The sequence below is a fragment of the Agathobaculum sp. Marseille-P7918 genome, from assembly GCF_900625105.1.
Lineage (GTDB): Bacteria > Bacillota > Clostridia > Oscillospirales > Butyricicoccaceae > Agathobaculum.
Map to the genome: position 1 here is coordinate 1 of NZ_UYYD01000020.1, position 12,763 is coordinate 12,763.

Sequence of the window (12,763 nt, forward strand, 5' to 3'; positions counted from 1 at the left end):
TCAGGTCGGCATCCTCCCGCAAGTCTCGCAATCTGTTCATGGTGTTCACCTCAAGGTGAGTATGCCATAACCTAAAACAGGTTATTTACTTTTAACCTATTTCAGGTTAATATAAGTTTGAGGTGATAATATGCCGAATTACAAGGAAATGTATCTCACTCTGTTCCGCGCGACCGAGCAGGCGATCAACACACTGATCGAAGCGCAGCGCGCATGTGAGGAATTGTATGTCAGCGAGCCAGAAACGGAGCTGCGAGTTGTTCCGTTGCCCGATCGCGCAAAGGAGGAAAACCAATAAACAGCTTGCTGAAGAGGTAAGACTGTACAAAAGGTTTGGGTATTCATCCTCCGCAGCCCACTGCGGAGGAATGTCTGTTTTTTTACATTTCTCTTCGCAGATATACCATATCCACCAGCCTTACCCCATTGTCATAGATCGGATGATCGTAGTAATCCGTGAAGAAGTTTTTGACCCGATGGTGCCGACAAAAACCACAGGCCTCATAAAACAGAATGGTGGAAGGGCTGTCCCCAGTGCCTACCTGCAGTATCGCATAGCGTCCCGCATAGGTTTGCACAAGGAAGTCCAGCAGAGCTTTCCCATATCCCTTCCCCTGAAACGCCGGTTCCACAGCAATGTTTTTCAGCTCCAGCACGCTGCTGCCTTCATCCGTCACGACACACTCCGCCTTGACGCCGTCCTCCTCCAGAACATACATCGTTCCACGCTCCAGATAACGGTCAATCATATCCTCCTGCTCATCTGCCAACAGCAATAGGTCAAGATACTGTTTTTTATCGTTGATAATTTCCCTGATCTGCATTTTTTCTGTACTCCATTCCCTTGCTATGATAGATTTCATAATATCACACAAAGTACGGCGCTGCAATTCTCCGGCAAACATGACACACAGCTGTCGCATTCCTATGATATAATACAGACAAACGCAGCGAAGGCGGTGATGCAATGAAAATGGATCGGCTGATCGGCATTTTGTCGCTGCTGCTTCAGCGGGACAAGGTTACCGCCCCGGAGCTCGCGGCACACTTCGAGGTATCCCGCCGGACAATCCAGCGGGACATCGAATCCCTGTGCCGGGCGGGCATCCCGATCGCCACCACGCAGGGCGCGGGCGGCGGCATCTCCATTCTGGAGGGTTACCGCATGGACCGCACCGTACTGACCGCGCCCGAGATGCAGGCAATCCTCGCAGGTTTACGCAGTCTGGACAGCGTCAGCGGCACCCGCCGCTATGCACAGCTGATGGAAAAGCTATCCGCCGGAACAAGCGAACTAATACCCGGCGGGTCACACCTGCTGATCGACCTGTCCTCATGGTACAAGACCAGCCTGCCGCCCAAGATCGAGTGCATCCAGCAGGCGATCGAGCAGCACCGCACCATCCGCTTTACCTATTTCTCTCCCAAAGGAGAGTCCGAACGGACGGCCGAGCCCTACTATCTGGTGTTTCACTGGTCGGCGTGGTATGTGTGGGGCTGGTGCAGGCTGCGGCAGGATTTCCGGCTATTTAAGCTGAACCGCATGACCGGGCTTGTGATGAGCGACGCTTTTTCGCCTCGCCCCGCTCCCCTACCCGATCTCGAACCCGCGCGAGTATTCCCGGAGAAATACCGGGTCACCGTGCTGTTTGACCCGTCCTGCCGTTGGCAGCTGATGGAGGAATACGGCGCAGATCGCCTAACCGTAGAACCGGACGGCCGGCTGCGGTTCACCGGCGACTTTCCGGACACGGAAAGTGTCCTGGGCTGGGTACTGACCTACGGGGACAAGGCCGAACTGCTCGAACCTCAAGAGTTGCGGGAACTGCTGCAAGACACGCTGCGCCGCACGCTGTCACAGTACGGACGAGAGGAGGCATGACCGATGCGCTACGAATGGCTGGACGACTATCTGCTGCAAAAGCGCGGCGTAACCAAGGACTATCAGCCGGTCTGGAACTGGATCCGATACCATATCGGCAGCAAAATGTTCGCGGCGCTGTGTCTAGACAAGGTGCACGAGGTCTGCTACATCAACCTCAAGCTGGAGGAAAGCGAGAGCGCATTTCTGCGCGGCCAATATGCGGACATCCTGCCGGGCTATTATTCCGATAAACGGTGCTGGGTATCGGTGAAACCGGACGGCGCGGTGCCGGACGACCTGCTGCGCGGCATGCTGGACAAGTCCTACAGTCTGACGCTCGCGGGCCTGAGCAAAAAAGCGCGGCGGCAGGCGCTCGGCCTGACCGCTTGCGGGCTAGAATGTAACACTTGTCAACTATACCAAGGCGACTGCCCCGGCTGCAATGAGTGCAGCGGTCGGGTGTTCCACGCACCACCGGGCAAGCCCTGTCCGATTTTCGGTTGCGCAGTGAACCGCAAACACCGCACCGGCTGCGGCGGCTGCGCCGACGCACCCTGCGCACTATGGGAGCAGGTGCGCGATCCGACGCTGAGCGAAGAGGAGTTCCGCGCGTCTATCGCCGCGCGGCTGGAAAACTGGAAGGAGGTGCTGAAAGATGCCCTTTGATTACAAGAAAGAGTACAAAGAATTCTATTTGCCATCCAAAACGCCGGGTATTGTCACCGTACCCGCCATGAACTTTCTAGCGGTGCGGGGACAAGGCGACCCCAACGAGGAGGGCAGCGCATACAAGCAGGCCATCGGCATGCTCTATGCCGTGGCGTTCACCATCAAGATGAGCAAGATGGGCAAACACAAGCTGGAAGGGTACTTTGACTATGTCGTGCCGCCGCTGGAAGGACTATGGTGGCAAGATGGCATCCAAGGCATAGACTACGCGCACAAAAAGGATTTCCAGTGGATTTCGCTCATCCGTCTGCCGGAGTTTGTGACAAAAGAGTCCTTTGAGTGGGCCGTCCGGAAGGCAACAGAGAAAAAACAGCAGGATTTCTCCACAGTAGAGTTTTTCTCATGGGAGGAAGGGCTGTGCGTTCAGTGCATGCACATCGGCCTCTATGACGACGAGCCCGCCACCGTGGCCGCTATGGAGCAATACGCCAAGGCGCAAGGCTACGCGGCGGACTTCGAAGAAAACCGCTTCCATCACGAAATTTATTTGAGCGATGTGCGGCGGTGCAAGCCAGAGCGGCTGAAAACCGTCGTCCGGCACCCGGTAAAAAAAGCAGATAAATGAATCGATGAGCGGAGGTTACCATGGACATACGAATACAGCGAGAAAACAAAATCCAGCAGTGGTTTTCCATGTGGCTGGATGGACAGGACACTGGCATCGCAGAACTCTTTACGCCCGACGCCGTCTACATCGAGAGCTGGGGACCGGCGTATCACGGCCGCGATAAGATCAAGCTGTGGTTTGACGAGTGGAACACCCGCGGCACCGTCGAACGCTGGGACATCCGGCAGTATTTCCACAAAGGGGAGCAAACGGTCGTGGAATGGTCGTTCCGCTGCGCGATGACGGACGGCACTGTGCAGAGCTTTGACGGTCTCTCCCTCATCCGCTGGAACGAGATGGGACAGATCTGCTTCTTACAAGAATTTGGCTGCAACGAAGCCCACTATGACCCCTATGCCAACGGGAATGATCCTGCGTTTCGTGACGAGCCTGCAATGTGGTTCTGAAAGGGAGACGAGTTATGCCAACTTCCAAGGTGACAGTCCACTTCCCCTGCCTTGTCGAGCAGGTATGGCAAACGGTGACCGACCTCACTTACACCGCATGGCGCAGCGACCTTGCACGGGTGGAAGCCGTGGACGAAACCCACTTCGTCGAACACACCAAAAGCGGCTACGCCACAAACTTTACAGTCTCAATCTGCGAACCGCCCCACCGCTGGGCCTTCACCATGGAGAACGGCAACATGTCCGGCTCTTGGGAGGGTATCTTCGAGGAGACAGCGGACGGCGCCCGGCTGACCTGCACCGAAACCGTGAACGCCAAGCACTGGTGGATGCGTCCCTTTGTGCCCGGCTATCTGAAGCGGCAGCAAAAACGATATCTGGACGATTTGCGAAAGGAACTTGACCATGGAAATCAGGCTGGCACAAGCACAGGACATTGACGCTTGGATGACGCTGGTAGAGCAGGTACGGGATGCTTTTCCCGGCTTGGAGACCGCCGAATCCATCAACGAACATCGGGCAACCGTGCTGCACTTTATTGCGCAGTCCTCGGCTATCTGCGCGATTGATGCAGATCGTATCGTCGGCATCTTACTGTTTTCCATGGAAACAGGCGAGCTGTGCTTTCTGGTGGTCGATCCGACCTGCCGGAGACAACACATTGCGCAGCGGCTGGTGTCCTTCATACTGACACAGATGGATGCAGACCAAGGCATCACCGTAACCACCTGTCGAGAGGACGACCCGGATGGGCGGGCCGCGCGCGCTTTCTACAAGCATTTAGGCTTTTCAGAGGGACGGCTGACCGAGAAATTTGGCCATCCCGCCCAAAAGTTTATTTTGAAACGACAGTCCACCGGACAAAATTGAGCACGGAAAATCGGGCAGGGGTCGCTGATTTCCGGTATGTTGGATCTAGAAGGACGGTGTGACAAATGGATTGGGTAACAAGCATTCATCAGGCGATCCGGTATATTGAAGAACATCTCCGGGAGGAATTGACCATCCGGGAGATTGCACAGCAGACGGCTTTGTCCCCCTTTTACTTCCAGAAGGGCTTTGCCATGCTGTGCGGCATAACGGTGGGCGACTACATCCGCCAGCGCCGGCTCTCCGCCGCCGGGCTGGAGGTCCTCACGACGGATCGGAAAATCATCGACATTGCGCTGGAGTTCGGCTACGACTCGCCGGACAGTTTTACCAAGGCTTTTACCCGATTCCATGGCCTTACACCCGCCGCACTGCGAAAAAGCGGGGGCGCGGTTCGTTCCTTTGCTCCGCTTCGAATCAAAGTGACATTGGAAGGTGGTCAAAATATGGATTGCAAGATCATGAAAAAAGAGGCGTTCACCGTGCTTTGCCGGGCAAAGACCTTTAAGTATGAGGATGGCTCAGTCGAAGTGCCCCGGTTTTGGGCCCAGCATTTTGCTGCGGGCGGTGGCGAGGTAGTGTGCGGCATGTACGGCATCAATCTGGACGAGAGCATGGCCGGCAACGAGTTTGAATATCTCATTGCCGACAACTACGATCCCGCTAAGGAAATCCCCGACGGCTTCACCACCCGCACCATCCCGGCCCATACTTGGGCAGTGTTCCCCTGTACCGGTCGGATGCCTCAGTCCCTTCAGGGTCTGAACCAGCAGATTTTCTCCCAGTGGCTGCCTACAAACCCCGACTACAAGATCGCCGCAGGCATCAATGTGGAGATGTACAGTGACGCCAGCAAGTTTGAGGACGGCATCCAGAATCAGGACTACTACTGTGAGGTCTGGATTCCGGTGGAAAAGAAATAAGGTGCATCCCCTTCGAAAAATGTTCCTACAGAATAGGAGAACACAAACGGCTTGATTGACAGCCGTTTCGCCGTAAGAGCAATTTGATAAACAAACGCATGTTCATACAATAGAATGACAAAATAATTTCTGATTGATAGAGGAGACGGCTGTCATGCTTGATTTGATACCGAGCGCGGAGCAGATGACCACTTTAGTAGGAAAGTCCTTATATGAGATCTGGATCCAGTTATGCGCCTTGATTGACGCAAAATATGATATGGAACGTCTATGGGGCAGCGGCGGGAAAGCATGGATCTATGAATATAAATACCGTCGCGGCGGCAAAACCTTATGCGCACTATACGCGAGAGAAAACTGCATTGGATTTATGGTCATCTTAGGAAAGGATGAGCGTTTAAAATTCGAAAACGCCAAAGAACATTACACAGAGGAAGTTCAAAGAATTTATGATGAAACGCCAACTTATCACGACGGAAAATGGCTAATGTTTAACCCAGTGGACACCTCGCTGTTTGAGGATTTCATCAGGCTGTTGGCCATCAAAAGAAAACCAAACAAAAAATCAAACTGAAAAAGCCGCGCTCACATAATGACACTTCATGCCAAATTGTGAGCGCGACTTTTTTAATATGCACAGGATTTATGCTTTTCTTATTTCATACAGATTCTGTGTGTAAACGCTTTGCTTAGTCCTCCCAAATCGACGCACCGTTGGTTGCAATCACCTTCTGATACCAATAGTAAGAATCCTTGGGATAGCGTTTGAGTTCCTTAACGTCATCATCTGTGCGGTCAACATAGATCAGACCGTATCGCTTTTTATAGCCGTTGCTGGTCGACAGCAGGTCAATCGCTGACCATGGATTGTAGCTGATCACCTCAACGCCTGCGTCGATCGCGCGGTACATCGCACGCAGATGCTTTTTAATGTAGTCGATGCGCGCATCGTCGTGCACTCGACCGTCCTCGGTCAGCGTATCATACGCACCAAGGCCGTTTTCCGTGATCATCAGCGGCTTGTTATAGCGGGTGTACAGGTCACGCAGGATATACTCCATGCCGTCCGGATCGATGGCCCAATCCCAGTCAGTCGTGTCCAGTTCGGGGTTCTTGCAGATCTGATAAAAGCCCGGATGCGTCTCATAACCTGACATATCACCCTTTTTGCCGGTCAGGTTGTAGCCCGCCCAGCTGCGCGCAACATCGTCCGGGCAAGCCTTGGCCGCTTCACTGTTATAGTAGTTGAGCGCCAAAAAATCACTCTCGCCCGCACGGATGATGTCCATATCGCCGTTCTCGATGACCGGTGCAAGCCCATTTTTCTCCAAATAACGAAAAGCCGCTTTGTTGTAGTGTCCCTTGAAATAGATATCCAGATAGAACGAGTTTTTCAGGTCGTGCGCGTTCATGGCGGCAATTGCGTCCTGTGGTTTGCAACTGGCTGCGTAGATCGGCGAGTAACCAAGGGCCGCGCCGACCTTACCGCCGGGTACCAGTTCATGCACCAGCTTGCAGGCGATCGCGTGCGCGAGGTTCATATGATGATTCATCTGGAAGCGCAGCTGGTCATTGCCCTTTAGCTCGTCGCGCACAATGTTCTTTCGATCCCAAAACTGCACGATGATACTCTGCTCGTTGATAGTCAGCCAGTATTTGACCTTATACTTAAAGGTCTCGATGACGAAGCGGGCGTACCGCTCAAAATCCTTGACCGACTGGCGGCTGATCCAGCCATCGTATTTTTCGACCAGCGCCATCGGCAGGTCGTAATGATAAAGCGTGACAATCGGCTCAATGCCATTGGCGATGCACTCATCGATCAACGCACGGTAATACGCAACACCCTTCTCGTTGATCTCACCGTCACCATCCGGAATGATGCGCGACCACGCAATCGAAAAGCGATACGACTTCATGCCCAGCTCCTTGAACAGCCGGATATCCTCCTTGTAGCGGTGATAATGATCGCTCGTGACCGACGCGTCTGCAAAGCCGGTACGCTTAGCGTACTGGCTGCTTTCCACATCCTGCTGGGACAGCATCTTGCCGTCCTCAAGCGCCGCACCCTCGCACTGGTATGCGCTGGTCGACGCCCCCCACAGGAAACCCTCGGGGAATTTTCTTTCAAGCATTTCCATAGTATCCTCCTGTTATGCGGGCAGTCGGTCGCGCATGATGCGGTACATACGGATCAAACGCTCGGCCAGATTGATCTCACTCATGACGGTCATCAGCGTGTCCTGTGCATGGTTGAACAGGATGCTCATCGGGAATTTCTCTTCCGAGGCGATTTCCGCCTGCATGGTTTCGGTCTGCGCATGGTGTGCCTTAACAATGTTTTCACGCGCCTGCTTCAAAAAGCTGTCCGCAGCGTCGAAGTCAAAGCCTTCGGCAGCATCGAGCGCCTTATTGGCGGCAGTGCGGGCATCGCCCGCCGCAAGGATGATCTCCATGGCGATCTGTTCCATTTTTTCGTTCTTGTTTTCCATGTTAGCCTCCATCATAAGTACACATGCTTGTTATCCGGCCGCTTCTTCGGTGACGCACTGCTTCTCATATACCTTATAGAATGGATACCAGACAAGCAGATAGAGTACAAACAGTACGATGTATACGACCACAGCGCGCAGATCCTCTGTGATCATGACGCTCGAGAACGGTGCCGGGATCTGGCCGACCTGAATCATTTTGGACGGGATGTTGAGCAGGCCCGCACGCATCGAGAACCACACGACCACTGGACCGACAATGTTGTTGATCCACACCGGCAGCATGAGCAGCGGGTTAAATACGACCGGCGCGCCGAACATCAGCGGCTCGTTGATATTGAACAGCGAGGGCGCAATACAGATGCGGCCGATGGTTTTCATCTTGGACGATTTGGAGCGCAGCATCAGCACATTGAGCGGAAGCGTCGCACCAACACCGCCCATCGTAATCAGCGCTGCTGTGAACACGGTCTCGCTGGTCGTGATGTTCATAGCGGCCATGCCGCTTGCGACCGCTGTGATGTTTTCGGAAATCGCCATCATGAAGATCGGCGTGGTAACCGCGTTAAAAATCCACGCGGAAATACCCATCGAATACAGCATTGCTTGGATCAGGCAAATTAAGATAAGACCGGGCAGTGTCTGGGCAATATTCTGCAGCGGCATGAAGATCGCCAGAATGTACTGATAAATATCGAGCTGCAGGTTGGTTGCCAGCACCATGCCGACACCAAGCGTCAGGCCGATCGGGATGATGTTGTTGATCCACTCGATGACAAAGTCCGGCAGCGAGTCATTGCCCGACAGTACCTTCAGTTTAGCATAGAAATGGAACACAACCGAGGTCAGTAGGCCGGTGACCAAACCCATCATGATGCCCGACGCACCAATGCGCTCACCGATGACCTGAAACATGCCTTCCTCCGTTGTCATCGACTGGCACAGGATGAAATACAGGCCGATTGCTGTCAGCGACGCATACACCTGATACTGCTCATGCTTGAGCTTGAGCATCGCTTCGTGCGTCACAAGGAAGGTGATGTAAATGGCAAGGAAGCCGAAAGTGTAGCTAAAAATGACACCGAGGTCGGGCAGAAACGCCAGATAGGAGCGGAATACATTGTAGAACGAGATGACCGAGCCGGTCAGGATGAACGGCAGCACTTTTTTCATCGTGCTGGCTACCGCGTCGATCCACGGATTTTCAAACACCTTTTTGCACTTTGGCGCAAAGGACTGCGCCAGCCATGTCATAAATTTGTTCATGCTCAACTCTCCTGTCCCACAAGGCCGAGAATGACATCGAGCAGCTTATCCCCGTCAAGTGCAGCATAAATATCGGCCGGAATCAGGGCGACCTTGGCACCGAACGGTGCGCACTGTTCAGTCAGGCGGTTGAGCGCGCTTTCATAGTGGGGGCCAATCAGCAGCACATCGAACTGGCCAAGCGATTCGGTGACCACACTCTCGCTCTTGGCTTCGACCGAAACGTCTACCTTTCTCTTCTTGGCAGCCTTTCTGGTTTTCTGCGCCAGAAAACCGCTGGAAAAACCTGCGCCGCAGCACAATAACGCTTTGATCTCACTCATGATTTATATCCTCCATTCATTATCGCTTTCAATCTTTTTGATCACGCTGATCAATACCTCATAGCTTTTCTCCCGGATCAGGGTCTGAACAAATTCCTCGTCCAGCATGAACATCGGGGAAACGTTGTAAAAATCCTCTAAGTTTTCCTTGTTCACCGAGATAGAGAGCAGGAAAACCACCTGCACATCGTGTGTAAACCAGTGGATAGGCTTATCTAGCACGGCAACCGAAACAAAAGTCTGCTGTGTGATCGGCGCGTAAGGATGCGGAATTGCGACGCAGTTGCCGAAGTCAGTCTGCATGATCTGTTCCCGATGCATGACGTATTCCTCAAAGCAATCGGGCACATCCGCATTTTTGGCAATGCGCGTGCAAATCTGATGCAGCACGTCCTCCTTGGTCGTGCCCGCAATGTCGGTGAAAAACAACTCCTCCCGGAAATACCGTAAAACGCTCTGCGCTGGCATATTTTTGAGCAGTTTTTTGACCCGCCCTACGCTGTGGCTGTCGAAGAAATACTGCACCTGATAGATCGGCACCGGCACATTGAATTCGATCGGCACGGTCGAAAAGATGTAGTCGACCTCTTTCAAGTCTTTTTCCAGCAGCGAATGCACGTCGCACACTTCAACACGGTTGAGGTAATCGCTGAACGCTTCCTCAAACCGGTATTGGAACAGCTTGGCACTGCCCGTACCGGACTCACATACAAGTACAATATTCCGTCGGCTGGTTGTACGCTTTTTGCGTTCAAAGGCCAACGCGATGCACATCGCTACATAACCAATCTCATCTTCGCTGACGATGGTGTGGAAATATTCTGCCAATACGGTACACGCCTGTGCCGCCATAGCATAAGGAAAACTATACGTTTCTTTAATCTCCTTGAGCATCGGATTTTTGAACTGCATGTGATATTGCAGCCGGATGCGAAGTGCAAACATGTGCTTGCGCAATAGCGTCTGCAATTCAAAGTCCTCATACAGATCGACACTAAAGGTTTTGAGCACGCTGGCCAGCATATCGTTAACCAGCTGATTGATTTCCATGTCGATGACAATATTGTCTGGGTAGCTAGCCGATCCGCGCTTCTTTCCCGAGATCAGCACTGCAAGGTATTTGATCTCCGGAATATCGAAAACATAGTCAGCGTTGCTTTCTTGCAAATATTTCGCGCAGATGCTGGCCGTGTCGATGTCAGCTTCCTTCAAGCCAGAATCGTAGTCCAGTTCGGACAGTGCAATGCGGTGATTATGCTGTAACCGGTACAGTGCGATCTGAATCTGCAAGATGATGTTGCGTACCTCAGATTCATATAGCATGTACCCGTATTGGTTAAGTTTCTCGATAACGCATCGGCCGATTATCTCCTCACCTGCAAAGTACTGTGTACGGATGTGATCGCCCTGCTGCCGCAGACTTAGAATGTATTCGGCCATACACTGACGGAACCGCAGCTCCGACCCGCAAATCAACAAGCCGTGATATGGTTTACGGTCAAGCATCAAATCATAGCCTTTAAGATAGTCGTCGATATGTCTCAGGTCATTCGAAATGGTCTTGCGTGAAGCAAACAGTTTTTCACACAAATCCTCGATCTTTATAAATTCATTTTGCAGCAGCAGAACCGACAGGATGTAGCGCGTTCTTTCCTCCGATGTATCGTAATAGCCCAGCGGCTTTTCTTCGGCTCGGAACTGACTGTATACCTGCGCATCCTGCACTACAATTTGATAGCCCTTGCCATATTTTCGAACTATTTCTGCGCCGTTTTTCCCTAATATTCCTCCCAACTCGGTCAATTGTTTACGAATGGTTTTTTCACTGCGTTGTGTCCTTTTGCAAATGGTATCCATAGACACAAATTCGTTTTCGGAAAGGCAATCCAATATTGTGCGCAGTCTATTATCCAGCATTGTCTCCTCCCCGCTTCCTACAGAGTATTGCATTACGTAATCTTTATCTGTTGTATTCACTATACCATCAACCAGAAACGACTTCCACTACATCTTTTTCTGATTGAATTCGGTAAATGTTACGCGAAACTATTAAGGCAGCAAAACGCTCAAAATCCAAATACGGAGCAATCCGGATTATCACACTGCTAAAACGCAACTCCACTTAGAGATGCTTACCATCTCTTCCGAACTGAACCAGCCACGGCTGGATCATATAATCTTACAGATTTTCGCCCCGTTCCAGCATGCCACTCGCAGCACCAAAATCAACATTTGCAATGCGTCCTGCATGGCGTTTGACAATAGAAAAATGCACACCCGACAAAATGTCAACTATACAAGCAGCATCAGCCGCGCTATAATAAAAATGAACTCAGGTTTTCGTATTTTTTGTTGTCATCGTATCACCGCCCAGGGGGCAGTCTGTCTTCTGAGCCGTTTTTGATGAATTGGCAGTCAGGAATTGGTGTAATACCACGGTACACGCACGAAATTCACATAAAATCAGGAGCCCCAAGGACATAGAACTGCTGTGCAGTGCTATGTCCTTTTTTATACCAAGGGAAAGATCATTTGTGTGAGAAATCAGCAAAATAGGAACGATCGGAAACTACTTGTGTGTAAAGCGAGTATGATCAGCTTACAGGCAGGCATTTTTAAGCCAGCCATGTGCCGGATAGTCGTAAACACGAGAAAGCAAGGCGAAAACTTTTCATCTTTACAATACTTTTGGAGCGCACTACAATATACTTGAACCATGTCAGAGTAATTTTGTCAGAGTAAACCGCCCAGGGGATAGTATGCCCTTGAGTTGTCAAAATGCCAAGAATTCATAGAAATTGGAAAGTATGCAGCATTTGAACAATGGAAATAAAGCTATTTTATGCAATAACTGAGATAGGAAGCCTGTCCAGAGAAGCCTGCTTCCTCCCTTGCGAACACCGCAAGTGCACAAACGCCCAGTTTATTGTCATACGATGCTTGCATCAGGTCAGAGTATTTTTGAGTTAGTGTAGCCCGCCCGGGGAGCAGTCTGCCCTCCGGACCGTAAGAATTTCAGAACACCGAATAGCCTACAATACAGACTATCACGAACGACGGACGTAAAACTGTTTTTATGCAGTATTATGTCCGTTTTTGCGTTCAGAAAGGGAAATTTGCATGAGAAAGCAGAAAAACAGGAATGATCGGGAACCGCTTCCGCGCCACAGGCGGGTATCGCGCACGCCAGCACGATGCAGGTCAGGAAGCCGAAACAACGCCGCACTTGCCCATTCGCAAAAGGCGGCCACGAGCGCCCTCTCACCGGCGCTGCCCATTCGC

The 12,763-nt window shown here is 51.8% G+C and carries 16 protein-coding genes; 9 read left to right on the forward strand and 7 right to left on the reverse strand.

Annotated elements, in window-relative coordinates:
* The first annotated feature begins 130 nt into the window (after positions 1-130).
* Complete coding sequence (locus tag EJL02_RS14305) at positions 131-298, forward strand: hypothetical protein (protein ID WP_164510447.1); 168 nt, start codon at positions 131-133, stop codon at positions 296-298.
* 82 nt (positions 299-380) lie between these two features.
* On the opposite strand, the gene EJL02_RS13775 is transcribed toward EJL02_RS14305, so the two are convergent.
* Positions 381-824, reverse strand: coding sequence for a GNAT family N-acetyltransferase (locus tag EJL02_RS13775; RefSeq protein WP_125116929.1), 444 nt, complete (start codon positions 822-824; stop codon positions 381-383).
* A gap of 143 nt (positions 825-967) precedes the next feature.
* Here EJL02_RS13775 and EJL02_RS13780 point away from each other — a divergent pair, with 143 nt between their 5' ends.
* The 8 genes from EJL02_RS13780 (at position 968) to EJL02_RS13815 (ending at position 5,974) form a co-directional block, all read left to right on the forward strand.
* On the forward strand, positions 968-1,882 hold the full coding sequence (locus tag EJL02_RS13780) for a helix-turn-helix transcriptional regulator (protein WP_125116930.1): 915 nt from the start codon (positions 968-970) through the stop codon (positions 1,880-1,882).
* 3 nt (positions 1,883-1,885) lie between these two features.
* The gene (locus tag EJL02_RS14630) at positions 1,886-2,530 is read left to right on the forward strand and encodes an MmcQ/YjbR family DNA-binding protein (protein WP_125116931.1); all 645 of its coding nucleotides are present in this window, start codon (positions 1,886-1,888) and stop codon (positions 2,528-2,530) included.
* Positions 2,520-3,158 carry a GyrI-like domain-containing protein gene (locus EJL02_RS13790; protein ID WP_125116932.1) on the forward strand — a complete coding sequence of 213 codons (639 nt, stop codon included), beginning with the start codon at positions 2,520-2,522 and terminating at the stop codon, positions 3,156-3,158. Before EJL02_RS14630 ends, EJL02_RS13790 begins: the two co-directional genes overlap by 11 nt.
* A 20-nt stretch (positions 3,159-3,178) precedes the next feature.
* Entirely contained in the window at positions 3,179-3,607 is a 429-nt protein-coding gene (locus EJL02_RS13795; protein ID WP_125116933.1) for a nuclear transport factor 2 family protein, read from the forward strand.
* Positions 3,608-3,621: 14 nt separating this feature from the next.
* Complete coding sequence (locus EJL02_RS13800) at positions 3,622-4,047, forward strand: SRPBCC family protein (protein WP_125116934.1); 426 nt, start codon at positions 3,622-3,624, stop codon at positions 4,045-4,047.
* Positions 4,013-4,477 (forward strand): GNAT family N-acetyltransferase, encoded by a 465-nt coding sequence (locus tag EJL02_RS13805; RefSeq protein WP_125116935.1) that lies wholly within the window; start codon positions 4,013-4,015, stop codon positions 4,475-4,477. Before EJL02_RS13800 ends, EJL02_RS13805 begins: the two co-directional genes overlap by 35 nt.
* A gap of 65 nt (positions 4,478-4,542) precedes the next feature.
* Complete coding sequence (locus EJL02_RS13810; RefSeq protein WP_125116936.1) at positions 4,543-5,400, forward strand: AraC family transcriptional regulator; 858 nt, start codon at positions 4,543-4,545, stop codon at positions 5,398-5,400.
* Between the two features lie 154 nt (positions 5,401-5,554).
* The gene (locus EJL02_RS13815) at positions 5,555-5,974 is read left to right on the forward strand and encodes a DUF3788 domain-containing protein (protein WP_125116937.1); all 420 of its coding nucleotides are present in this window, start codon (positions 5,555-5,557) and stop codon (positions 5,972-5,974) included.
* 115 nt (positions 5,975-6,089) lie between these two features.
* Here the strand turns inward: EJL02_RS13815 and EJL02_RS13820 are convergent, their stop codons facing one another.
* The 6 genes from EJL02_RS13820 to EJL02_RS14365 form a co-directional block, all read right to left on the reverse strand.
* Entirely contained in the window at positions 6,090-7,535 is a 1,446-nt protein-coding gene (locus EJL02_RS13820) for a glycoside hydrolase family 1 protein (protein ID WP_125116938.1), read from the reverse strand.
* Positions 7,536-7,553: 18 nt separating this feature from the next.
* A complete protein-coding gene (locus EJL02_RS13825; protein ID WP_125116939.1) occupies positions 7,554-7,892 on the reverse strand; it encodes a PTS lactose/cellobiose transporter subunit IIA in 339 nt (112 codons plus the stop codon).
* Positions 7,893-7,922: 30 nt separating this feature from the next.
* Positions 7,923-9,158: a PTS sugar transporter subunit IIC gene (locus EJL02_RS13830; protein ID WP_125116940.1), complete on the reverse strand. Its 1,236-nt coding sequence runs from the start codon at positions 9,156-9,158 to the stop codon at positions 7,923-7,925.
* 2 nt (positions 9,159-9,160) lie between these two features.
* Positions 9,161-9,481 (reverse strand): PTS sugar transporter subunit IIB, encoded by a 321-nt coding sequence (locus EJL02_RS13835; protein WP_125116941.1) that lies wholly within the window; start codon positions 9,479-9,481, stop codon positions 9,161-9,163.
* Between the two features lie 3 nt (positions 9,482-9,484).
* Positions 9,485-11,458, reverse strand: a complete 1,974-nt coding sequence (locus tag EJL02_RS13840) for a BglG family transcription antiterminator (RefSeq protein WP_125116942.1) — start codon at positions 11,456-11,458, stop codon at positions 9,485-9,487.
* Between the two features lie 1,097 nt (positions 11,459-12,555).
* A partial coding sequence (locus EJL02_RS14365; RefSeq protein ID WP_206426983.1) for a hypothetical protein occupies positions 12,556-12,763 on the reverse strand: 208 nt, incomplete at its 5' end.